The 21,102-nt window shown below is 64.9% G+C and carries 17 protein-coding genes and 1 riboswitch; of the genes, 6 read left to right on the forward strand and 11 right to left on the reverse strand.

The window, feature by feature from the left end; translation table 11 throughout:
* Nucleotides 1-503 precede the first annotated feature (503 nt).
* Entirely contained in the window at nt 504-866 is a 363-nt protein-coding gene (locus AC1DS5_RS16040) for a hypothetical protein (RefSeq protein WP_477719243.1), read from the forward strand.
* A gap of 39 nt (nt 867-905) precedes the next feature.
* Here AC1DS5_RS16040 and AC1DS5_RS16045 read toward each other — a convergent pair whose 3' ends face one another.
* Nucleotides 906-1,898: a TIGR03915 family putative DNA repair protein gene (locus AC1DS5_RS16045; protein WP_477719244.1), complete on the reverse strand. Its 993-nt coding sequence runs from the start codon at nt 1,896-1,898 to the stop codon at nt 906-908.
* 196 nt (nt 1,899-2,094) lie between these two features.
* Between AC1DS5_RS16045 and AC1DS5_RS16050 the strand changes: the two genes are divergently transcribed.
* Entirely contained in the window at nt 2,095-2,637 is a 543-nt protein-coding gene (locus AC1DS5_RS16050) for a hypothetical protein (protein ID WP_477719245.1), read from the forward strand.
* Nucleotides 2,638-2,903: 266 nt separating this feature from the next.
* Here the strand turns inward: AC1DS5_RS16050 and AC1DS5_RS16055 are convergent, their stop codons facing one another.
* The 3 genes from AC1DS5_RS16055 to AC1DS5_RS16065 form a co-directional block, all read right to left on the reverse strand.
* Nucleotides 2,904-3,908, reverse strand: coding sequence for a lysylphosphatidylglycerol synthase domain-containing protein (locus tag AC1DS5_RS16055; protein WP_477719246.1), 1,005 nt, complete (start codon nt 3,906-3,908; stop codon nt 2,904-2,906).
* A gap of 7 nt (nt 3,909-3,915) precedes the next feature.
* Nucleotides 3,916-5,244 carry a cardiolipin synthase ClsB gene (clsB, locus tag AC1DS5_RS16060; protein ID WP_477719247.1) on the reverse strand — a complete coding sequence of 443 codons (1,329 nt, stop codon included), beginning with the start codon at nt 5,242-5,244 and terminating at the stop codon, nt 3,916-3,918.
* Between the two features lie 318 nt (nt 5,245-5,562).
* A complete protein-coding gene (locus AC1DS5_RS16065) occupies nt 5,563-6,333 on the reverse strand; it encodes an endonuclease/exonuclease/phosphatase family protein (RefSeq protein WP_477719408.1) in 771 nt (256 codons plus the stop codon).
* 728 nt (nt 6,334-7,061) lie between these two features.
* Here AC1DS5_RS16065 and AC1DS5_RS16070 point away from each other — a divergent pair.
* Nucleotides 7,062-7,418 (forward strand): hypothetical protein, encoded by a 357-nt coding sequence (locus tag AC1DS5_RS16070; protein WP_477719248.1) that lies wholly within the window; start codon nt 7,062-7,064, stop codon nt 7,416-7,418.
* A 102-nt stretch (nt 7,419-7,520) separates the two neighbouring features.
* Here the strand turns inward: AC1DS5_RS16070 and AC1DS5_RS16075 are convergent, their stop codons facing one another.
* On the reverse strand, nt 7,521-8,591 hold the full coding sequence (locus AC1DS5_RS16075) for a flavodoxin family protein (protein WP_477719249.1): 1,071 nt from the start codon (nt 8,589-8,591) through the stop codon (nt 7,521-7,523).
* 259 nt (nt 8,592-8,850) lie between these two features.
* Entirely contained in the window at nt 8,851-9,420 is a 570-nt protein-coding gene (locus AC1DS5_RS16080; RefSeq protein ID WP_477719250.1) for a Spy/CpxP family protein refolding chaperone, read from the reverse strand.
* A 402-nt stretch (nt 9,421-9,822) separates the two neighbouring features.
* On the opposite strand from AC1DS5_RS16080, the gene AC1DS5_RS16085 reads away from it, so the two are divergent.
* Nucleotides 9,823-10,797 carry a recombination-associated protein RdgC gene (locus AC1DS5_RS16085; RefSeq protein WP_477719251.1) on the forward strand — a complete coding sequence of 325 codons (975 nt, stop codon included), beginning with the start codon at nt 9,823-9,825 and terminating at the stop codon, nt 10,795-10,797.
* 19 nt (nt 10,798-10,816) lie between these two features.
* On the opposite strand, the gene AC1DS5_RS16090 is transcribed toward AC1DS5_RS16085, so the two are convergent.
* The 5 genes from AC1DS5_RS16090 to AC1DS5_RS16110 form a co-directional block, all read right to left on the reverse strand.
* Nucleotides 10,817-12,172: a four-carbon acid sugar kinase family protein gene (locus AC1DS5_RS16090; protein ID WP_477719252.1), complete on the reverse strand. Its 1,356-nt coding sequence runs from the start codon at nt 12,170-12,172 to the stop codon at nt 10,817-10,819.
* 2 nt (nt 12,173-12,174) lie between these two features.
* Nucleotides 12,175-13,470, reverse strand: a complete 1,296-nt coding sequence (locus tag AC1DS5_RS16095) for a ribulose-bisphosphate carboxylase large subunit family protein (RefSeq protein WP_477719253.1) — start codon at nt 13,468-13,470, stop codon at nt 12,175-12,177.
* Between the two features lie 11 nt (nt 13,471-13,481).
* Nucleotides 13,482-14,021: a VOC family protein gene (locus AC1DS5_RS16100; protein ID WP_477719254.1), complete on the reverse strand. Its 540-nt coding sequence runs from the start codon at nt 14,019-14,021 to the stop codon at nt 13,482-13,484.
* 49 nt (nt 14,022-14,070) lie between these two features.
* Nucleotides 14,071-15,954, reverse strand: coding sequence for a TRAP transporter large permease (locus AC1DS5_RS16105; protein ID WP_477719255.1), 1,884 nt, complete (start codon nt 15,952-15,954; stop codon nt 14,071-14,073).
* 739 nt (nt 15,955-16,693) lie between these two features.
* Nucleotides 16,694-17,713 (reverse strand): TRAP transporter substrate-binding protein, encoded by a 1,020-nt coding sequence (locus tag AC1DS5_RS16110; RefSeq protein WP_477719256.1) that lies wholly within the window; start codon nt 17,711-17,713, stop codon nt 16,694-16,696.
* 113 nt (nt 17,714-17,826) lie between these two features.
* On the opposite strand from AC1DS5_RS16110, the gene AC1DS5_RS16115 reads away from it, so the two are divergent.
* On the forward strand, nt 17,827-18,903 hold the full coding sequence (locus tag AC1DS5_RS16115; RefSeq protein WP_477719257.1) for a LacI family DNA-binding transcriptional regulator: 1,077 nt from the start codon (nt 17,827-17,829) through the stop codon (nt 18,901-18,903).
* Nucleotides 18,904-18,987: 84 nt separating this feature from the next.
* A riboswitch (TPP riboswitch) is annotated at nt 18,988-19,099 on the forward strand.
* Between the two features lie 71 nt (nt 19,100-19,170).
* Nucleotides 19,171-21,087, forward strand: a complete 1,917-nt coding sequence (gene thiC, locus AC1DS5_RS16120) for a phosphomethylpyrimidine synthase ThiC (protein WP_477719258.1) — start codon at nt 19,171-19,173, stop codon at nt 21,085-21,087.
* Nucleotides 21,088-21,102 lie beyond the last annotated feature (15 nt).

Genomic DNA, 21,102 nt, shown 5'->3' on the forward strand with positions numbered 1-21,102 from the left:
GCAAAGCGGTCGGACCGTGGGTYGGTAAAGCTGGTGCGGTGCTTGGACACGCCTGGGGCGAAGTCCTTTACCGAGATAAGCCCCGACTTCGCGAATCACCATAGGGGCCAGCAAGGCGAGGGTTCTGAAAGCCGCTTTGCAACGAAAAGGCCGGATATAAGCAAGCAGTCAATCCGCCCGGCCAGAACTTCCAATCAGCACTTGCCTCACGGAAGGCGTCCATATAAGCACCGCAGGCTGCCCGTAGCGCAGCGAAGGGACGCAGACAGCAGGGTCGCCTTCTCTTTGCTTACTTTTCTCTTGGCGACGCAAGAGAAAGTAAGTCGCCCGCCGGGGCGAGACCCGGCCAGCAGCCTCAAGAAGACCTCAGCACCATCATCAAAAACAAGCTCCCATCAAAGCAAACTCCCGCCACCGCACCTGACATTACGCAACCATGATGGCCATCACTGGCGCGCCGCCCAGAGGGGGCGTAAAGTGACTTGCAACGCAGGAGATTGATCATGCAACCCCATCATGTCCTGACCACCGCCCTCATGCTTGCCCTCGGGGGCTTTGCCGGGCCATGGGCGTTTGCACAGACGCCGTCTGTTTCGCCGACTCCCATGTCTTCGCCGGAGACGGCCAGGCCGGCAGATCCTGACCTGCAAAACGGCAAGCCCCGACCTCCCACCGCAGATCAGACAGTACCGCTGAGAAACCCGCTGAACCGCAACCCGGCCCGGCGCAGCACGGCGCCGGCCTCTGACCCTGTCGCGCCGCCCGATCCGCGTGATTCGTCGGTGCGTCCGGCGCAGCCGCCCGGTTACCGGGATGGGCGCGATACGGTATTGCCCGCGCCCGGGTCTGGCATGCCGGTGAAATGACAGCCCAACAAAGTCAATCGTTTCCAGCCATTAATACAGTCAATACAGTCGCAATTTGTGTTGGGCCAGCGCCAGGTCGGTCCGCGGCATCACCGCGTTGGCGCTGCGCGCGTACGCGCCCGCTGCCAGTGTGTGGATCAGTTCGGCCTCGGGCCGGTTGCGCCGGTATTTGCGCGGCATTTCCCGCGGTATTTCCTTGGGCATCGTCCTGCGCTTCAGGCGTGCGGGGTTGAAGATGTGCTGGTAGTACGTGAGCCAGCGCTGCTCGCCGGCGTCGGGCGGAGGTACGTCCTCTTTGTTGGCGCCCGGGCCAAAGCGCAGTTGCCCCGACGCGCTGCCGGGGAGCGGCGAGGCTCCTGCGTGCCGGGCGCGGGGGCCTGCGTAATCCCACTCCACGCTGCACTCGGGCGTCAGGAGGGCCCAGCGCATTTGCGCGAAGCGCCGGGCAAAGAAAGGCGCGACGGCCTGCACGATGTGGTGTTCGGGTTCGAACCAGGCCACATGCAGCGGCCCGCCTTCTGGCCGGGTTTTGAAGGTGTCGTCCTGTACGGTGCGAAAGCGCACAAAAGCTTTCATCCTATGGATGTCGCGGTGCACCGCCTGGGCGAGCAGCTGCGCCTTCGCCATGTCGGCATCCAGCGGGTCGTGCCGCAGCCCGGGCTCATGCACCAGGCGCCACAGGAGGCGGTAGAGCAGGTCGAAACGGTCGGGGTCGCGGTGCAGGATGACACTCTGGCACAGCGAGAAGAAGCCGGGCGGCACGCTGATGGCCGGGGCTTGGTCCAAAGCCGGGGGCAGTGCGCCGGCGCGGGCCTCGCCGGTTGCGGCAAACGGGTTCTGCATGGCCGGGCCGCAACTGTGCCAGCGGACCTGTTCGGGCCGCATCTGCTGGGCCAGCAAGCTGCGGGCGGCGCGGCGAAACCCTTCCAGATCTGCCGGCCCCTGCAGCGTGACCGGCCGCCGGGCTTGGGGAAAGAGGTCGTTCGTCAGCAGGTCATTCATCACGCCCATGGCTGCTCCTTTCTTTTTCACCAGGTGCCGCCCATGGACTGGTGCCTGACCGTGCCGCTCGACGTGCAGGACGCGCGGTATTTGGCGGCATCGGCCAGATGGCGGGTTTTTTGCCGTGTAACTACTGTATTAATATACAGTATATCTGCTTGGCGCCAGTAGGTTCAAAATCAAAAGCAAGGTTGTTCCCTGCTCTGACTGCGACAAGGAGAATGCGATGACCATGGTCACTGGCTTGTTCAAGGACAAGGACAGCGCGGAGTTCGCTTTCCAGTCCGTTGTCGACCTGGGCTACGACAAGAGCGATGTCAATGTGGTCATGTCCGACGAAGTTCGCCAACGATACTTTCCCGCCCACAACCCGACCACAGATTATCCAGATACGACTGATCTGGAAGAGAAGGCCGCTGTAGCAGATATCAACAACCCAGCGAACAACACGTGGGGTGGTCCGGTGGGTGGGACGGTGGGCACGCTTGTGCCGGTAGTTGCAGCTGTGGGCGTGTTACTGATTCCTGGCTTCGGGATAGTTGCCGGGCCCTTCGCCATAGCACTGATAGCTTCCGCAGCGACTGGTGTAGCGATCGGCCTCATGGGAATACTCAAGAATTGGGGCATTCCGGACTCGCGCGTCGAGCAGTACGAAGTCGGACTCCGTGCAGGCGGCATTCTGCTTGGTGTGAAAGCGCATTCCGATGCAGATGCCTTGCAAATCCAGCAACGTTGGCAAGAAAGCGGTGGAGAACACATTCATTCGTAGGCCCCTGAGCCATCGCGCTGGCAGTCACCTCGATGGGCCGCCCGATTTCCTTGTCCCGGAACCGCGGGCGATGCGTGGGGGCCGAAGAGGAAATCGAGAGTCAGGATCACCGGTGGCCCGAAAGACACCGGCATTGGATTTTTTCTGTCTTTAAAGATGCATAACGACGCCTAACAGCTTCTAAAAAGGCGGAAGAGGGTTTTTGGGGTGCCGGCCAGCCTGAGCGGCGCCAGGAGTGAGCGGCATGAGAGCAGCATGAAGCGGTGCTAAGTGGCTTCTTTGGCGCTGCTGCCGGCCTTTTTGGCTCGGGTTTCGATCACGAGATAGGCCACCGCCGCGATGCCCAGCGGTATCAGGTAGTAAATAAGCCGGTACGCCACCAGTGCCGCCAGCAATTCATGCTGGGCCATCTGGTGTGACAGCAGGGCCACGAAGACCGCCTCCAGCACTCCCAGGTTGCCCGGTATGTGCGTGATCACGCCGGCGATGGCGGCCAGCAGCAACACGCTGACCACGGCGGAAAAATCGATGCGGTGCTGCAGCAGGATGAAAATAATGCCCGACATCACCAGCCAGTTGGTGGCGCCCATGAGCAATTGCAGGGTGGCCAGCCTGACTGAGGGCAGGTCAATTCCGTGGCCGCGCACCCACAGCACGCGCGGGCGGGAAAAAGCGCAAACGCCGAGGTAGGCTGCGGCGCCGGCCAGCAAACCGAAACCGATCAGACGCAGGTGGTCCGTGCTTATGCCCCAGTCGGCGGGCACGGCGGGGGGGCGCAGGCTGAACACCAGGCCGCTCAGCAGCAGATAGCCCATCCAGTTGGTGAGCATGCTTATCGACATGATGCGCGTGATGATGCCGGTGGGCAGGCCCAGGCGTGAATACAGCCGAAAACGGAAGGCGACGCCGCCCACCAGCGAGCCGAGGTTGAGGTTGAAGGCATAGCTGATGAAGGTGATCGCCATCACGGTACGGGCGCGCAAGTTGTGGTCGGTGTAATGCCGCCCGAGCAGGTCGAATGTGCTGTAGAGCGTGTAGCTCGTCAGGGCGAGCAGCACGGCGCCCCAGGCGGCGCTGAGCGGATAGCGCTGCAGCGAGGTGAGCACCTGGTCCCACTTGATATGGCGGGCCTGGGAGATCAGCAGGCCGGCCACCAGCACAAAGAACACCACGCTGGCGCCGCGCTTGAACCACGGCCACCAGGCTTTGCTGGTGACTTTATGCCTGCCCTCGCGCCGCGAGGCCGGGACTGCGGGGCGGCTGTTGGTCATTTACTGCTCACAAAATGGTCGGGTCCGCCCGGCTGACGGCGTCTGCCTGTGCGGTGCTGGTGCCAGTGCCTGTGCCGGTATTGGCCTTGGGCTCGGCGGGTGCCAGGGCTGGCGTGATGCGCGGCGCATGCGCGGGCAGCCAGCCTGCCCAGGCCGGGTAACGGCGCAGCAGGTGGAACAGGAAAAAGCTGCGCACGGTGCGCCAGCCGCTCGACTCCTCCAGGTCCCCGGGGCCGATCTGCTTGCAGCTGTGTTGCATCAGGTGGTCCAGCCGTGCGCTCAGGTGCTGGTTGAAGGCGCGGTCGCGGATGATCACGTTGGCCTCCAGGTTCAGCGAGAGGCTCAGCGGGTCAAGGTTGCTGGAGCCCACGGTGGCCCATTCATCGTCGGCCACGGCGACCTTGCCGTGCAGCGGCCGCTCGCAATACTCGTAAATGCGCACGCCGGCTTCCAGCAGGTGGTGGTAGAGCATGCTGGCGGCGGTTTTGACGAAGGGCATGTCGGGCGCGCCCTGCAGGATGAGCCGCACGTCGACACCGCGCCGTGCCGCCTTGCGCATCTCCTTGAGCAGGCGGTAGCCGGGGAAGAAGTAGGCATTGGCAATCACGATGCGCTGGCGGGCCACGCGGATGGCAATGCGGTAGTGGCGCTCGATGTCGTTGGTGTGTTCGCGGTTGTCGCGTGTCACGAAGATGGCCGCCCCTTCACCGGCGGGAGCGGCCGCGGCCTGGCCTGGCGGGGCGAGCCCCCAGCTTCGGGCCAGCGAATGGGCGCGGCTGGACAGGCGCTCACGCAGCCGGCCGGCCAGACTGTCCTGCGCATTGCGCTGGCCGGCCGCCAGTGCCCGGTGCACAAAGGCGTGAATGAAGGCGACGATGGGGCCTTCAATTTCGACCGCATAGTCCTGCTTGGCCGCGGGGCCGAAATCAGCCAGGTGATCGGCCGAGTAATTGAGGCCGCCCACAAAGGCCCGCTGGCCATCGACCACCACGATCTTGCGGTGCATGCGGCGAAACAGGTTGGTACGCCAGCCCCAGAGCCTGGGGCCGGGGTCGAACACATGAACCCGGACACCCGCCTCGGTCAGTGCAGAAATGAATTCGTGCGACAGGTCGGGTGAGCCATAGCCGTCAACGGTGATGTCAATCTGCACGCCGCGCGTGGCCGCCTGCAGCAGGGCGGCATGCAGCGCCCGGCCGACCTTGTCGTCAAACAGGATGAAGGTTTCCAGCACGACCTCGCGCTCGGCGGCGGCAATGCAGGCAAAGACGCGCGGGAAATACTCTTCGCCGTTTTCAAGCAGGCGGAACTGGTTGCCGCTGATCCAGGGGCTCATAAGCCTCCCGCAGGTGCCAAGACTATTCCAGCAGGGGCCGCGGAACCGGCTTTGCCGGGCCGCAGGCGCAGCGCCCCCTCGGGGGGCAGCGCAGTACACGGAGTGACAAGCGTAGGGGCCGAATGCAGCGAAGGGCCGCCCCGAGCAAGTTCAGCCTCCGCGGGGGGCAGCGCAACGCCGAAGGCACACGAAGCGACAAGCGCGGGAGCCAAGTCTATTCCAGCAGGGGCCGCGGAACCGGCTTTGCCGGGCCGCAGGCGCAGCGCCCCCTCGGGGGGCAGCGCAGTACACGGAGTGACAAGCGTGGGGGCCATATATCTACAATTCAATCTCCGCCGCCAGGGGCGCGTGATCCGACAGGTGCGACCAGGGCCGGCTGGGCAGGACGACCGGCGCATGGCCGATGGCGTTGCGCACATAAATGCGGTCCAGCCGCAGCAGGGGCAAACGCGCGGGGAAGGTTCTTGCGGCCTGGCCGTTGGCCTGAACGAACACCTCATGCAGGTCGGCGCCGGTTTCGAGCACGGTGTGCGCCCGCAGCCGCCAGTCGTTGAAGTCGCCCGCGACGACCACGGGGGCGTGGGCCGGAATGTCCTTGCGCACAAGGTCGCACAGCATTTCCATTTGCTGGACGCGGTGGGTCTCCATCAAGCCGAGGTGCACGCAGATGGCATGCACATTCACGCTGCGGCCGGGGACCTTCAGTTCGCAATGCAGCAGGCCGCGCCGCTCCGGGCCGCTGATGGAGACATCGCGGTTTTCGAAGCGCACGATCGGGAATTTGGACAACACGGCGTTGCCATGGTGGCCGTTGGTGTAGACCGCGTTGCGCCCATAGGCGAACTGCGGCCATATCGTGTCGGCCAGGAACTCGTAGTGCGGCGTGTCGGGATAGTTGTCGAACTTGTCCGCATGCTTGAGGTGGTTGCCGGTGACCTCCTGCAGGAACACCACATCGGCCCCCACCGTTCGTACCGCCTCGCGCAGTTCGGGCAGGATGAACTTGCGGTTGAAGAAGGTGAAGCCCTTGTGGATGTTGACCGTGAGCACCTTGAACAGAAATGACGACTCGGCGCTGGCGGCCGCCATCGCGGTCTGGGTGTCGGCCTCTACCGCCGCCATGTCGATGGAGGTGGCGGCCTCGGGTAGTAGCTCCGGTGCGACCTGCGACACCGTGCCAGGCGCGCGGCGCGATGCGGAGGGAGGGGGCGGGCGGACGGGAGACTGCATAAAAAGGGGAGAGACGCCTCAGGTAAAAAAAGAAAAAAAGAAGAGCCTGGATCGTCCCTAGTCATTGTTGCGGCCGGGGGATGAATGAAAGTGTAGGACAGCAACTTATTTGGCGGAAATCAGCCTTTGCAAGCACCCCAACCAGGCAGAAACGCCGCCTTGTCGATCATCTGGAACAGGTAAGGGTAGCTCATCTCGCCTTTCGCTTTTTTGCTGGCCTTTCGCTCGCCTGTTTCCGGTTCATGGCCTGATTCCCTTTTTGCGTTGTCCAGCCTGGTGACACGGCGGTGGAACCTTCTCGCTATTCTGGCCCAAAGGGCGGCGCCCGGGGCCGGAAAATGCGCTGCCCGTCGGGTGAAGACAATCCCCGCCATCCCCGGGTCCGCGCGCTGATGCCAGGTGATGCAGCGCCACAGCCGCAGGAGGGACTCCGTCCTACAGGGTGCGGTGCGCCTTTCCGATAGGCATCCTGCGCCGCACCCCTAAAGTGACAAGAGCGCCTGCCGTCGTGGACGGTGGTGGGCGTGTTTTTTTATCAACCAGCCTCGAGCCAGGTACGGCGTACCCGGTCCGTCAAAGGAATCCACATGCTCAAGATCAAGAAGTTTTCCATGAAATCCATCCCGTTGGCCGCGGCGATGACGGCCGCGCTGATGTTCGGCGCCGCGGCGCACGCCCAGACCGGCATTTCGCCGGCCGGCGGCACGCCGAAGACCGCGGAGGAACGCGACGCAGCCAAGCCTGGGAAAAAGGCTCCCACAGCCGCCGCGACCAAGAGCCAGGACGACATCGTGAGCCCTGCGCCGACCGGCGGCACGCCGAAGAGCGCGGAGGAACGCGCGGCGGCCAAGGCTGATAAAAAGGCCACCAGGGACGCCAAGCGGGCTGCGCGCAAGGAAAAGGCGCCGCCGACGGATAACCTCAAGGGCGTTGCACCGGGCTAGACCAATCGGTTCACCCGGCCCCATAGAGGGCCTTGGTAAGCCGGCAGGGGATGATGCCGGCGGGCCCTCGCTGTGCGTGGCCTGCTTCAGGCTTGTTGCCTGTTATTTGGGACGCGGACGCGCCAAGCCCTTGTCTGGCTGGGACAGCGTACCGGCGCGCAGGGCCTTCACGGCGTTGGCGACGGCGCCGGCCACATTGCGCACCTCGGCCTGCATGGCCTGGTCCGCATCCAGCGTCGCGTGGCTGGTCGCGTAGGGCTCGTAGTAACCCACATAGCGATCCAGCCGTGCCTGGCTGCCGGCGTCGATCAGGCCCATCCAGTCGAGCCAGTCCGACAGGCCGCGCCGCACGCCTTCAATGCCGGCCACGTCGCCATGCACCACCAGGCCATAGGCGCGGCCAGCCAGGTGCTTTGGGTAGTCCCAGCCTTTGAGTTCCAGCTCCTTGGCTTCGGCCGGCTTTTTGCCGTGGGTGCTCGTGGGGTCCGGGTTGCCGCCGTCGGCGCAGACCAGGCGATCCATCATGAGCTTGAGCGGGCTGGGCGACTGGTACCAGTAGACCGGCGTCACGATGATGACGGCATGCGCCGCCGTCCAGCGCTCATAGATGTCAGCCATCCAGTCGCCGGTTTGCCCGAGCGAATGGTTGGGGTAGCAGCTGCAGGGCCAGTGGCACAGCGGCATGGCCGTGGAGACGCAGCCCTTGCACGGATGAATATGCAGGTGGTAGCTGGAGGTGAGCAGGCTGAGGTCGAGCACATCGGTGTCCAGCTGGGCCTGCTGCAGGGTTTCTTGCGCCCATTGCACCATGCGGAAAGTCTTGGAGATTTCCCCGGGGCAGGTGCCGTCGTTGCGTGCGGAGCCGCAGATGAGCAGCACGCGTGAGCGGGTCGCGGGGTCCTGCCATGCGGCCTGGGCTTTTTCAAGGCGGCTTCTGGTCTCCAGCCATTCGACGGACAGGTCGTAGTCGGGGTCGGCATAACCCGGACCGGCCTTGCGGGTCAGCGGTGCCTTGCGGCCTTGCTGGTAGGCCTCCCAGGCAATCTGCTCCACGCGGGAAATGGCGGAATCCTCGGCCCGGAAGGCCGGGTCCATGAACGACTGCATGAAGCGCTCATGAAACACGCTGCGCGACAAAACGGCTGGCGCCTGGCCTTTGCGGATATCGGTCATCCGGCCAGTTTAGTCAGGCTGCGGCGCGTGCGGAGGGGCTTTGGGCGGCGTCCTACGCGGCTTTTGGCCTATGTCTGGCCGGCCGGAAATCAGGGCCAAAACCGGCCTGAATCTTCCAGGTGTCGGGGTTGGGCGCTGTTGAAAAGAAGGCAGTCACGAGGGTTCGCCGCCCGCATGAAAAAGGCCTGCACCGGCGCTGCCCTGTCAGGGAGCGTCCGGTGCAGGCCGTGGCCCGGCTGAGAGCCTGGCGTCTTAGCCCTCAGCCCTTGCGCGGGCCGCCTTCATGGTGGCCGCGATGACCGCCGTGAGGGCCGCGTTTCTTGTACTCGGCATCAAAGGTTTTTTGCTGCTCGGGCGTCAGCGCGGCATAGAAGGTTTTGGTGGCTGCGTCTCGCTTGTCCATCGCGGCGGCCATCTCGCTCATGCGCTGGCTGCGCTGGGCGCGCATTTTGTCGATGCGCTCGGGCGTGGTCAGCTTGTCAAACTCGGCGCGCTGTTCGGGTGTCGGGCGTGCTCCATGGACGGGGGGTTGCATGGCGGCGGTGTACGCGGTCCACGCGCCTTCCTGGGCCGGCGTGAGCTTGAGCTGACTCTTCAGTTCGGCCTGGCGTTTGGCGATCCAGGCCTGCATTTTGGCCGGGTCGTGGCGGCCCATGTGCTCGCCGCGGGGCGCGGGCGGCTGGCCCGCGGCTGCAGGGCCGGCCGGCGGTGCCATGGGCGCGCCTTGCGCCATCACGCTGGCGCCGGCGGTTGCCAGTAGGCCGGCGACGATGAAGCTGTGCACCGAGGCTTTGAGGGAGAAGGAAAAGGGACGATGAACGGATTTCATAAAAACTTCCTTTCAAGAAGAAAAAAGCCTGATACAGGAATGAATGCGCTTCAGGTTGAAAGCAAGTGTGGCCGGCGCTTGTATACGCGCCATTGCCCGCGGGTGATGGTTTGTAAAGTTCGATGAAGGCCGCGTGATGTGGTGGCGGCGCGCCGGCGGTGGGACCGCCCCTCCCTGATTTGTTACAGTTGGTTGACCGCTTCCAGTCGGTATCCTGGATAAAAATCATTGGTAGCCCAAGTATTACGCGGCCAAGCTGCTATTAAAAGCATAGTGAGTGCCGGCCGGGCAGCGCATTTTTTTGCAGCGCCACCGTGTTGGCCTGCGCTGCGCGGGGCGCCCGTCTTCTAGACTCCGTGTCCTTCCCTTTTCAAATCAAATCAACAGTCAAAAAGGTTTCTCGTGTTCAAAAACGTGATGGTGTACCGCATCGGGCCCGCGTGGTCGGTTTCCCTGGAGCAACTCGAAGCGAACCTGCAGGCCATGCGCTTTGTCGAGTGCGGCCTGACGCAGGAAAAATCCGTCGGCTGGGTGGAGCCGCGGGGTGAGGCAAACGGCCCGCTGGTCGAGTCGGTGGGCGGCCAGTGGCTGCTCAAGCTGATGCTGGAAAGCAAGGCCGTGCCGGCCTCGGTCATCAACCGCAAGGTCAAGGAGCGGGCGGCGCAGATTGAAGCCGCCACCGGCCGCAAGCCCGGCAAGAAGGAAACCCGGGACCTCAAGGAAGAGCTCAAGCTGGACCTGCTGCCGATGGCCTTCACCAAGCAAGGCTCGGTGCAGGTGTGGATAGACCCCCAGGCGCGCCTGCTGATGATTGACGCGGCCAGCCAGGGCAAGGCCGACGAGGTGCTGACCTGCCTGGCCAAATCGATGGACGGCCTGGGCGCCATGCTGCTGCAGACCACCGCCTCGCCGGTGGCCGCCATGTCGGAGTGGCTGGTCAGCCAGGAGCCGCCGGCCGGTTTCAGTGTGGACCGCGAATGCGAGCTCAAGGCCGGCGACGAGTCAAAAGCGGTGGTGCGCTATTCACGGCACGCGCTCGACATCGAGGAAGTGCAGCAGCACATCAACCACGGCAAGCTGCCCACGCGGCTGGCCATGACCTGGGAAGGGCGGGTGTCGTTCATGCTGACCGATACGCTGCAGATCAAGAAGCTGGCGTTTGTCGATGGCGTGTTTGAAGACGATGCCGCTGCCAGCAAGGCCGACCGCTTTGATGCCGACGCCGCGATTGCTACCGGGGAAATCCGTCGGCTGATTCCCGATTTGCTGGAGGCGCTGGGCGGCGAGTTGGTGATGGGGGCTGACGCGCCTGCGGCACTGGCCCCGGCATTGGTCCCAGCGCTGGCTGCGGCCGAGGCAGAGTCGCCGCCTTTTTAAGCGCGCTTCATCAGCGCTTTTAAACCGGCAAGGGCGTGCCGGCCAGCAGTTCTTCAAACAGCGTGTCGCTGCCCATCTGCCCGCCCTTGAGCATGATCTCCAGCCCGTCGAGGGACGCTTGCTCGCTGTGCAGCCGGCACAGCGCCACGCCGGGCGCGAGGGGTGCGCGGTAAGACAGCCCCCAGGCCTGGAGGGCCTGCACGGCATGGCTGGAGGTGTCACCCCCGGCAATGCCCAGGCGCCTGATCGGCCGGGTGGCCAGCACGCGCGCCAGCAAGTCGCCGCAGGCCTGGGCCAGCGCGCGCCCGTCGGTGGGGTTGGTGCCGCCGGTGCCAGTGCTCACGGTGGCACCGTCTTCGCCCGAGGTGCAGGCCAGCACATGGGCGCCCTGGTCCAGCCGCGTGGCGATCTGGCGGGCCATCTGCATCCGGTAGTTTTCATCGCCTGCCAGCCGGGCCGCATCGAGCGCAATGTGTTCGTAGGACGTGGCGGCCTTGACCTGGCGCGCCGTCAGCGGCGACAGGCTGCCGGCCAGCACCAGCACCGGGCCCTGCGCCGGCGCAATGGCCGTCCGGGCGGGGTGGGCTCCGGTTTGCCAATGCGCGGCGAGGGCCTGCACCACGCTGCTGGGTCCGGCGGCGAGCAGGCGTCGGCGCTGAGCGTGTTGCCAGATCAGGCGGCCCACTGCGGCGAGGTTGTCTGCATGGGCGATGTCAAACAGCACGGCGTCGGGGCCTTGGGCGAGGAGGGCGTCAAGCTGCCGGTCCAGCGCTTCATCGGCCTGCTCATAGTCGGGGTAGGCGATGGCGCTCACGTTTTCAAGGCCCTGCTGCGCCAGGTGCAGCCGCAGGTCGGCTTCGTGCATGGGCGTGATGGGGTGCTGGCGCATCGTCGGGTGACGGTCCAGCCGGCTGATGGCGCCGTCTTTGCCCGTGCCCGCAAACAGGTTGCCGAACACGCAGTAGCGGCGCAGGTTGGGCTGGCCGCCGACGATGGGCACCAGCGCGTTGCCGGCATGCGGCCGCAGGATGCGGATGGCTGCGCCTATGCTGCCGATATGCGGCGCGCTGTCAAAGGTGGAGCAGGTTTTGTAATGCATGACGGGCGCCCCGAGCGCCGCAAACAGGCGGCCCACCGGCTCGAGTTCCACCTGCATTTCGGCGGGGGTCATGGCGCGTGCGGCGCCGGCAATGCCCAGGCAGTCGAGCGGGCCGGCGCGTTCGAGCTGCGCCGCGGTGGGCAGGCCCAGGAACAGCAGCGTGCGCAGGCCGGCGCGCGCCGCGGTGGCGAGCGTGTCGGTGGCGCCGGTGAAGTCATCGCCGTAGTAGGCGATCTTCAGGGTGCTGTCTGTGCTGTCTGTATTGCTCGCCTGCATGCTTATTTGCCGAAGAAGGCGAGCGCGGCGGCTAGCTCGGGCGCCTCGCGCGCGAACTCGGCCAGCGCCACACCCTGGCGTGCGGCGGCCCAGGCCTGACGGATGCTGGCGACACCGGCCGCCGGCCCGCCAGGGTGCGCCAGGATGCCGCCGCCTGACATGAAGAGCAGGTCGTCGCTTTTCACGGCGGCCCAGGTTGCCGGCACTGTGCCGGCCCACTGGCCCGACGAGAAGGCCGGCATGACGCGATCGTCAAAATCATAGTCACCCTCGGCATCATCCGTGAGTGGCGTGTAGCAGTCGTGCGCCGATTCGATCACTTCTGCATCGGGCTGCGAGAACTTGCCCTGCAGGCCGTGCACATGCATGTGGTCCACGCCGGCCAGGCGCCACAGCGTCTGGTAGGCCTGAAACGACATGCCCAGCAGCGGATGCCGCGACAGCGCGCCGTAGCCGTTGCGGTGACCGTGCAGCGCCAGCCCGGTGTGGCGGCGCAGCGTCTGCATGGTCGAATGGCCGCACCAGTTGAGGCTGGCCATGACGCAGGAGCCGCCTTCGCGCTCGACCAGGTCGGCGTGGCGCTTCATCGCATCGGTTTCGTCGGTGATGTTGAAGGCTACCATCACATGTTTGCCGGTGCGCTGCTGGTGCGCGCGCACCACGGCCATCACGGCCGGGACGCGCTGGGCCAGCGGGGCGTGCAGCGGGTCGGCGCAAACCTCGTCGTCCTTGATGAAGTCGACGCCCGCGGCGCACAGCCGGCCGACCAGCTCGGCCGTTTGTGCGGCGGAAAAACCGACGTTGGGTTTGAGGATGGTGCCCACCAGCGCGCCGCTGGCCACGCCAGTGGCTTTACGCGTGCCGGCGATGCCGACCCGGGGCCTGTCGAATTGCGCTCGGTAGGCGGCGGGCAGCTTCATGCTCTCCAGCCGTAGACCACTCGCCTCGCCGAGGTCGTACAGGTTGCCGGACACGGTGGCGGCCAGCGTGGGCAGGTTGGCGCCGACATTGGCCACCGGAAAAGAGATACGCACGCGGGCACGGCGCCACGGGCCGCCATGGGGCGGGGTATGGCCCTGGCGTTCGAGCAGGGCATTGGGCAGGCTGGGCGCGGTCACCGATGCAAGTTCTTCAATCGACTCCACCGTCGCGCGGGCGCGCAGGCGCAGCGCATCGGTTTCGCCCTCGACGCGGGTGAAGGTGCCGCAGGACTGCTCGCCGGCCATCACCTCGGCAACCCGGGCGGGCGCTAGCGGGGTCTCGATCAGGTAGGTGGCTTCAAAGCGGTCGGGGTGCATGTCGGCGCGCTTCAGAGTTTGCTCAGGTCGGGAAAGGGGCGCACCGGCTCGCGGCCATCCCAGCCCTCGGACGAGGCACGGATCAGGTCGAACATCCTGCCCTTGGGGCCGGCCACTTCGGACAGCTCGATGACGGTGCCGGGGTGGTATTCGGTGTCGAAGTAAATGAAGCGGCCTTTCTCGCCGACTTCGCCGCTCATCACCGGCTGGAAGCCTTCCTTCAGCAGGCGTGCCAGGTCGGCGTCGTAGTCGCTGGTCCAGTAGGCCACGTGCTGCAGCCCGGTGCGGCCGGCCTGCAGGAAGTCGCGGTACATCGAGGGCACGTCGTTGCGGGTCTGGATCAGCTCGACCTGCACAAAACCCGAGTTGGCCAGCGCCACCGAGTTATGCGGCTCGTGCGATTCACCCTTGTAGCTGTAGTTTTTGATCGGCACCTTGGGGTTGTAAAACCAGGGGCCGACGCCCAGGGTCTTGCTCCAGTAGTCCATGGCGGCTTCGATGTCGTGCACGACGTAGCCCAGCTGGCGGATCTCGCCAAAAAATTTGCTCATGTGTTGTCGCTCCAGTGAAAGGGGGAGGTGGGAAGTTTTGGTGCCGGATTCAGGTTTTGAGGAAGCCGGTGGAGAACCAGGGAATGGCCGCAACCACGATCAGGCCGACCAGCAGGGCACCGAAGTAAGCCCAGATGTGCTGGATGCCGTCGTCCGGATCGACCTTGCTGACCGCGCAGGCGCCGTAGTAGCCGACGCCGAACGGCGGCGCGAAGAGGCCGATGCCCATGGCGAAGATCACGACCATGGCGTAGTGCACTTCATGCACGCCGGCCGCCTTGGCGATGGGAAACAGCAGCGGGCCAAACAGCACGATGGCGGGGATGCCCTCCAGCACGCTGCCCAGCACGATGAAGGCCACGATGGACACCGCCAGAAAGCCATAGGCACCGCCGGGCAGACTGCCCATGATGCGGGCCAGGTCCTGCGAGAAGCCCGACTGCGTGAGGCCCCAGGCCATGGCGGTGGCGCAGCCGACGATGAAGATGATGGCGCCGGTCAGCGAGGCGGTCTCGACCAGCATGGGCAGGAGGCGGCGCCACGCGAACTGGCGGTACAGCAGCAAGCCGGCCAGCACCGAGTAGACGATGCCGATGGTGGAGACCTCGGTGGCCGTGGCCACACCTTCCACGACGGCCGCGCGAATCACAAAGGGCAACACAATCGCGGGCAGGGCGATCAGCAGCAGCTTGCCGATTTCGCGTTTGCCGTAGCGCGTGACGCCGCTCAGGTCTTCACCACGGTAGCGCCACCAGACGACGGCGCACAACGCCGCACCCAGCACCACGGCAGGCAGCAGGCCGCCCGTGAACAGTGCCGCAATCGACACGCCGGTGACCGAGCCGATCGTGATCAGCACAATCGATGGCGGAATGGTTTCCGTCTGCGCGCCGGTGGCCGACAGCAGCGCCACCAGGTCACCCGGTTTGGCGCCGCGCTTTTTCATCTCGGGAAACAGCACCGGCGCAATCGCGGCCATGTCGGCGATCTTGGAGCCCGAAATGCCCGACACCAGGTACATCGCGCCGATCAGCACATAGCTGAGGCCGCCGCGCACATGGCCCAGCAGGCTGGCCAGGAACTGGATCATGGCCCTGGCCATGCCGGTCATTTCGATCAGCGCGCCGAGGAAGATAAACAGCGGCACGGCCAGCAGGATGAGGTGGGACATGCCTTCGTCGAGCCGGCCCACCATGACCAGCAACGGGGTTTGGGTGGTGAGCGCCAGGTAGCCGAAGGTGGCGAGCGCAAACGAAAAGGCAATTGGCACGCCGGAGAACACATTGGCCGCCACCAGCAGCACGAAGAAGATGACCAGGTTGATCTTGCCCAGCGGCGCGAGCAGGGGTTGCGCCAGCCAGAAGGCCAGCACCACGGCGGCCGTGCCGGCCAGCGCGAGGGCAATCTGCTGGAAGCTGCTGATGCGCAGCAGCCGCAGCAGGGCCACGACAATCATCAGCCCCATGCCCACCGGAATCGCCGAGGCGCGCCAGCCGTTGCTGATCTCCAGTGCCGGCGTGACGATGAAGGTTTCTTCATACGCATATTCACCGGCCGGAAACAGCACCAGCAGCAAAAACGCGAGCGAGGCGGTGATGGCCACGGTGTCGAGCAGCGCACGGGTGTGCGGCTGGACGTGGTTGACCAGCGCCGTCATGCGCATGTGCTCGCCGCGGCGCAGCGCGACGACGGCGCCCAGCATGGACAACCACAGGAACATGATGGAGGCGAGCTCGTCCGACCAGACCAGCGGCTGGTGAAAGACATAACGCGAGACCACGCCAGCGAACAGCACGATGATCTCGGCCAGCACCAGCCCGGCTGCGACGGTTTCGACTACCGCGCCCAGGCCCCGGTCCACGCCATGGGCCAGGCCGCTCAGCGCATTGGCTGGCAGGGCATCGGCGGCGACGGGAGAGGGGGCGTGGGACATGAGGGGAGCTCCGGATTAAAAAATTACGCTGAAGTGGAAAGTGGGCGGTGGGCCTGCTTGTCTTGCTCCTTCCCCCGCTGGGGGAAGGTTGGGATGGGGGCTCTCCTGGCTGTGGCAGCTGGTGGTGAATCAACCGCCGCCGGCCCTCACCCCTGCCCTCTCCCAGTGGGAGAGGGAGCAAGAGGGGGAAAAGCGGCCTTTCCATTCACCATAGAACCCGGCTTCGCGCAGTTTGGCCCGGAAGGTGTTGGAGGCGACGGGAGAAGGGGCGTGGGGCATGAGGGGAGCTCCGAATTAAGAATAATGGCGCTGAAGTGAAAGTAGTGGGCGGCTTGTCTTGCTCCTTCTCCCTCTGGGAGAAGGTGGGGATGAGGGCTTCTTCGCTGGGGGCGGGGACTTGCTTGATCAACCGCCGCAGGCCCTCACCCCCGCCCTCTCCCAGTGGGAGAGGGAGCAAGAGGGGGAAAAGCGGCCTTTCCATCCACCATAGAACCCGGCTTTGCACAGTTTGGCCCGGAAGGTGTCGGAGGCGACGGGGGAAGGGGCGTGGGACATGAAGGAACTCCGGATTAAAAATAGTGGCGCTGATGTGAAAGTGGGGCTGCTTGCCTTGCTCCTTCCACCGCTGGGGGAAGGTTGGGATGGGGGCTCTCGGCTGTGGCTGCTGGTGGCGGATCAACCGCCGCAGGCCCTCACCCCTGCCCTCTCCCAGTGGGAGAGGGAGCAAGAGGGGAAAAATTTACGCCAGCTTGCCGACAGACTGCTCCAGCAGACCCCAGGCCTCGTCGCCGAAGCGGCCTTTCCATTCGCCATAGAACCCGGCTTCGCGCAGTTTGGCCCGGAAGGTGTCGGAGGCCGGGCGGTTGATGGCCAGGCCCTTGGACTGCAGGTCGGCGGCGACGGTTTCGTTGAGCTTCTTGATGTCATCGCGTTGCTGCAGGCCGGCCTCATTGATGGCGCGCGCCACGATGGTTTTCAGGTCGGCGGGCAGTTTTTCCCAGGCGCGGCCGTTGGCGATGAACCAGTAGCCGTCCCAGATGTGGTTGGTCATGGAGCAGAACCTCTGCACTTCGTACAGCTTGGCGACCTGGATGATGGGCAGCGGGTTTTCCTGCGCGTCGACGATCTTGGTCTGCAGCGAGGAATACACCTCGCTGAACTGCAGGCTGGCCGGCGCGGCGCCCAGGCCCTTGAACATCGAGATCGACAGCGGGCTGACCGGCACGCGGATCTTCAGGCCGTCCATGTCTTTCGCGCTGGTGACCGGGGCCTTGCTGCTGGTGGTTTGGCGAAAACCGTTGTCCCACATTTTTTCAAACGCATAGAGGCGCGACTTGCTGATGGCCTCGCGCACATGCGCGCCCAGCTTGCCGTCCATCGCGCCCCAGACCTGGTTGTAGTCGGAGAACGCAAAACCAACCGCATTGATGGCGGCCACCGGCACCAGCGTGGCGATGACCAGCGCCGAGGGGGTGAAGAACTCGATGCCGCCGGAACGTACCTGCGCCAGCATGTCGGTGTCGCCGCCGAGCTGGTTGTTCGGGAAGATCTTGATCTCGACCCGGCCGTTGCTTTCCTTCAGGATGCGGTCGGCGGCCTGCTGGGCGCGAATGTTCAGCGGATGGGTCACCGGCAGGTTGTTGCCGTATTTGTAGGAGAACTCGGCGGCGCGCGCCATGGAAGGCAGGGCGGCGGCGATGCCGGCGGCCGGAACGGCGGACAGGGTGCGCAGGACGCTGCGGCGGGTGACTTCGGTCATGGTTGTCTCCAGTTTTGTTTTGATGCGTTTTGATGCATCATCGGGTGAAAGCCACGCAACGATAGGCGTTGAGTGGTGAAGCGTCAAACAAGAAAAATGATGGATTTTGATGTATGAGGGTTATCCCTGACGAGACGGAAGACCGGCCACAGGACCAGCCACAGCGGGCGCGTGTGGCCGATATTGCGCGGGCCGCCAAGGTGTCTACCGCCACGGTGGACCGCGTGCTGAACCGGCGGCCCGGTGTGCGTGATGCTACTGCGCAGAAGGTGCTGAAGGTGGCCGCGGAACTGGATTACCTGCCGGAAACAGGCCTTTACGCGGCACTGGCGGCGGCGCCCATGCGGCTGACGTTTCTGCTGCCCGACGGCAGCAACCGCTTCATCCGCATGCTGGGGGACACCGTGGGCTATTCGCAGGAGCACCTCACGCCCTTCAACGTGAAGTGCCGCACCGAGCTGTTTGAAAGTTTCAACCCGCAGCAGCTGGCTGCCAGCCTGCTCAAGCACGGGCAGCGCAGCGACGGCATCGCCTTCATGGCGCTGGAGCACCCGGCGGTGCGCGAGGCCGTCAGCGAGTTGGCCGACAGGGGCGTGCCCACCATCACGCTGATCTCGGATCTGTCGGGCTCGCGGCGCGCCGGTTACGTCGGGCTGGACAACCGCGCCGCCGGCCGCACGGCGGGCTACCTGGTCGGGCGCTTCATAGCCCCCGGCGCGCGCGGCGGCAAGGTGGCGCTGATCGCCGGCTCGCTGAGCTACCGCGCCCATGAAGAGCGCGAGGCCGGTTTCCTGCACGTGATCGAAGAGATGTTTCCGGCGCTGCAGGTGGTGGGCCTGCGCGAAGGGCAGGACGACGCGCAGAAGAACTACGAGCAAACCCGTACGCTGCTGGAACAGTACCCGGACCTGGCGGGCATCTACAACATCGGCGGCGCCTCCGACGGCGTGGCGCGCGCGCTGAAAGAGATGGGGCGCGAGCACAAGGTGGTGTTCATCGGCCATGGCCTGACGCCGGACACGCGCGCCATGCTGATCGACGGCAGCATGGACGCGGTGATCACGCAAAGCCCGCAGTCCGCCATGATGAGCTGTGTGCGCATGTTCACCAACCTGCGCGACAAGCGCGACGTGATGAGTGGCGTGGATGCCGTGCGCAGCCAGGTGATTTTCAGGGAAAACCTGCCTTAGCCCACAAGGTGCGGGCGTTGTCAGCTATCAATTCGGTAGTAACCCCGGCCGCTTGCCGGATTTCGCCGCCGTGCTTACAATGGCCGAAGCTTGTCGGGGTGCCAAAGATGATTCATCTGAGGCTGAGATCGCAGATGCGAGACCCGCCGAACCTGATCGGGATCATGCCCGCGTAGGGAACAAGGCACTTGGCTCCGGCACTCCCCAGCGGAACTCCCGGCTCCCCAGGCAGGCACCCCACCTTCTGGACTTTCTGGAGCAAAAGCCATGGCCAAAACCCGCCTCACCGTTGACACCAACGACCTCGCAAGCCGTATCACGCGCGCGCCTTTTCCCGGTTCCGCCAAAATCTATATCGAGGGTTCACGCCCCGACATCCGCGTGCCGTTTCGCGAGGTCACGCTGACCGACACGATGGTGCACGAGGGGGCGGGCGAGCCGCGCCGCGAAGCCAACCCGCCGCTGCGCCTGTATGACGCCTCGGGCGTCTACACCGACCCGGCGTCGCCGATCGACATCACGCGCGGCTTGCCGCCCTTGCGCGGCGCCTGGATCAACGAGCGCGCCGACACCGAAGCGCTGCCCGGCATCAGCAGCGCCTATGGCCGCGAGCGCCTGAACGACCCGGCGCTGGCCGCACTGCGCATGGCGCATGCGCCCGTGCCGCGCCGCGCCAAGGCCGGCGCCAACGTCTCGCAAATGCATTACGCGCGCAAGGGCATCATCACGCCGGAGATGGAATACATCGCAGTGCGCGAAAACCTGGTGCGCGCCCAGCTGGCCGAACGCCTGGCCACCGAGCGCATGCCCAAGGCGGGTCATTCCTTCAATGCGTCGATTCCGAAAGAGATCACCGCTGAATTTGTGCGCGATGAAGTGGCGCGCGGCCGCGCCGTGATTCCCAACAACATCAACCACCCCGAGAGCGAGCCGATGATCATCGGCCGCAACTTCCTGATCAAGGTCAATGCCAACATCGGCAACTCGGCCGTGACCTCGAGCATTGAAGAGGAAGTAGACAAGCTGGTCTGGTCGATTCGCTGGGGCGCCGACACCGTGATGGACCTGTCAACCGGCGAGAACATCCACGAGACGCGCGAATGGATTCTGCGCAACTCGCCGGTGCCGATCGGCACGGTGCCGATTTACCAGGCGCTGGAGAAAGTCAACGGCAAGGCCGAAGACCTGACCTGGGAAATCTTCCGCGACACGCTGATCGAGCAGGCCGAGCAGGGCGTGGACTACTTCACCATCCACGCCGGTGTGCGCCTGGCTTATGTGCCGCTGACCGCCAACCGCCTGACGGGCATCGTCTCGCGCGGCGGCTCCATCATGGCCAAGTGGTGTTTGTCGCACCACAAGGAAAGCTTTTTGTACGAGCGCTTCGACGAGATCTGCGAGATCATGAAGGCGTATGACGTGTGCTTCTCGCTGGGCGACGGCCTGCGCCCGGGCTCGATTGCCGATGCCAACGACGAAGCGCAATTTGCCGAGCTGCACACGCTGGGCGAACTCACGCAGATCGCCTGGAAGCACGACGTGCAGGTGATGATCGAAGGCCCTGGCCATGTGCCGCTGCAGCTGGTGAAGGAAAACGTCGACAAGCAGCTCGAGGCCTGTTTCGAGGCGCCGTTCTACACGCTGGGCCCGCTGATCACCGACATCTCGCCCGGCTACGACCACATTTCTTCTGCGATGGGTGCGGCCAACATCGGCTGGTATGGCACGGCCATGCTGTGCTATGTGACGCCGAAAGAGCACCTCGGTTTGCCAAACCGCGACGACGTGAAGCAGGGCCTGATTGCCTACAAGATCGCCGCCCATGCGGGCGACTTGGCCAAGGGCTACCCGGGCGCGCAGATGTGGGACAACGCAGTGTCCAAGGCACGCTTCGAGTTCCGCTGGGAAGACCAGTTCCGCCTGGCGATCGACCCCGACACGGCCATGGCCTACCACGACGAAACCCTGCCGAAGGAAAACGCCAAGGTGGCGCATTTCTGCTCGATGTGCGGTCCGAAGTTCTGCTCGATGAAGATCTCGCAGGAAGTGCGTGAGTTTGCAAGGCTCAACCCGGCCACCACCACGCTGGCCGCGCCGGGCGTGATTGCGATCAAGCAGATCGACAGCGGGTTCGAGGAAAAGGCGAAAGAATTCCGTGAAGGTGGCAGCGAGATTTATTCCTGATGCAGTGTCCCGGAC

Source organism: Polaromonas sp. P4_H1, from assembly GCF_056400945.1.